Genomic DNA, 1,852 nt, shown 5'->3' with positions numbered 1-1,852 from the left:
AAACGAGCGATCGCCGGCATGTCAGCTTGCGGTCTCCCTCCTTGCTGACAAACTCAATCGCTCAATTCACCACAACTTTGATGATGAATGACAGCCCATCTGTGGTAAAATAGGGCGTCAACTGTAACCGCTCCCGGTCTGTCACCTCTGACGTCGGTTAACAATCGCTGGGCGCTGTTAGATGTAACCCTCTCTCCCCAAAAATTACGCGCAACTTTGCTCGAAATTGAAAACCAGTTTGGTCGCGTTCGAGAAGAACGTTGGGAACTGAGAACTTTAGATTTAGATGTGATTTTATTTGGGGATTTAATCCTGGACTCCCCGGAATTGCAAATCCCTCATCCACGCATGCGAGAAAGAGCTTTTGTATGAGTCCCATTGGCAGAAATTGCCCCGGAGTGGATCGAACTGGTTTCTTAATTGACGATTAGCGAATTGGAGCCAAAGGTGGATGCTTCTGGGGTTAAGTTAGGAGGCGATCGCCCCTAGATCTGCTCGGATCGCAAATCCTCGTCTATACTTCGCGCTACAATTGCACCGTGAGCCACTGCTGTTGCCACACAGGGGTCTCGAGGATTGGCCACATCTCCTGCCGCATAAACGTTCGGTATAGGTGTTCGCAAAAATGCATCCGTGGCGATATATCCGCCGGCGTTCAGTTCCAGAGAACCCATTCCTCCTTCCTCGAATAATTGAACGATTTCCTCTGTGTTGGGAGCAAAACCCATCCGGAAACACAAAGAGTCGAATAGTAGTTCGCGCTCTTGATTATTTGATTCTTTGAAAACTATCTTAATTTTCTCCCCAAGTCGCTCGAAACTCTGAATAATTGCTGATTTGTGCAGGGTTATTTTTCCGGCTTCAACTCCCCGAAGAATCAAATTTTGATTCATAGTGAATCCCTGCAGCTTAGAGCGAACGAATAGGTGAATATGTTTGGCCGTATCTGCAAGTCTGATAGCTATCCCGAGTCCGTTATCGCCACCACCCACCACTGCAACTACTTGTCCGTGAGTAGTGGGAATAGCACCGGGATTAAAGCAGACGCGCGGCGATCGCAAAAGCTGATGACTTCCGGGAATTGATTTTATTGTTTCGTACCCTTTAAATCTTTGACCTGTGGTAATAACAATGGCCTGCGCGGTAAGTTCATAATCTGCCGTGCAAATTTTAAAATTATCTCCCTTGGTAATGCGTTGCACTTGAGAATCTAGCAGCGTCGAAATACATTCTATTTCAAGATGTTGGCGCAATTCCTGCGCCAGGTTTTTTCCAGTTCTTCCCCATATTCCCAAAATCCATGTGTTGTGAAAGGGGTTAATGTTTTGCAACCCTCCAAGTTGTGGGTTCTTTTCGATGATAATCGGGCAAAACCCAAGGTTCTTCAACCACAGGGCGCAGGACATACCCGCCGGACCACCGCCAACGATCGCAATCACCTTTTTCATCACACAACTCCTAAACCATACAATACCTGTCTTGCTTCATGCCAATCTCACGCCCAGCTACTATTTCCATTTGGAGATCCGCTCCTTTAGTCTTCACTTCTGCGTTAATTTAACTGCGTTTTATTTTGCCCCCGCGCGAGATTATCGAGTATTTGTACCTCTAAACCTATATGGATTTGCTCTTCAAAGCAAGCCAACTTCATAAATCTTTACAGTCGGTAGAGGAACTTGGCCTCGGTGACGTATTTGGGAGGGGTTGATTGGTTAAGCGCGATCGCCACCGGACCTCTAGACCCCACAGTTCAAAGCGATCGCGGTGAGTGCCCCAACTGTTCGAGAGGTGCCTCAAAATCATTCAACCCCGGAAGGAAAACGAGCGATCGCCGGCATGTCAGCTTGCGGTC

At 47.5% G+C, this 1,852-nt stretch carries 2 protein-coding genes; one reads left to right on the top strand and one right to left on the bottom strand.

The features are described from left to right. Positions 1–138: 138 nt before the first annotated feature. Positions 139–372: a 2-amino-4-hydroxy-6-hydroxymethyldihydropteridine diphosphokinase gene (folK, locus tag LKK83_RS00660; RefSeq protein ID WP_442957258.1), complete on the top strand. Its 234-nt coding sequence runs from the start codon at positions 139–141 to the stop codon at positions 370–372. A gap of 113 nt (positions 373–485) precedes the next feature. On the opposite strand, the gene LKK83_RS00655 is transcribed toward folK, so the two are convergent. Then, positions 486–1,448 carry an NAD(P)/FAD-dependent oxidoreductase gene (locus LKK83_RS00655; RefSeq protein ID WP_324628800.1) on the bottom strand — a complete coding sequence of 321 codons (963 nt, stop codon included), beginning with the start codon at positions 1,446–1,448 and terminating at the stop codon, positions 486–488. Positions 1,449–1,852 lie beyond the last annotated feature (404 nt).

Origin of the sequence: Phormidium sp. CCY1219, assembly GCF_035615515.1 — a bacterium.
Classification (GTDB): Bacteria; Cyanobacteriota; Cyanobacteriia; order Cyanobacteriales; family Laspinemataceae; genus CCY1219.
The sequence above is the reverse complement of the archived record's forward strand: the minus strand, read 5'-3'. Positions and strand labels throughout refer to the sequence as shown.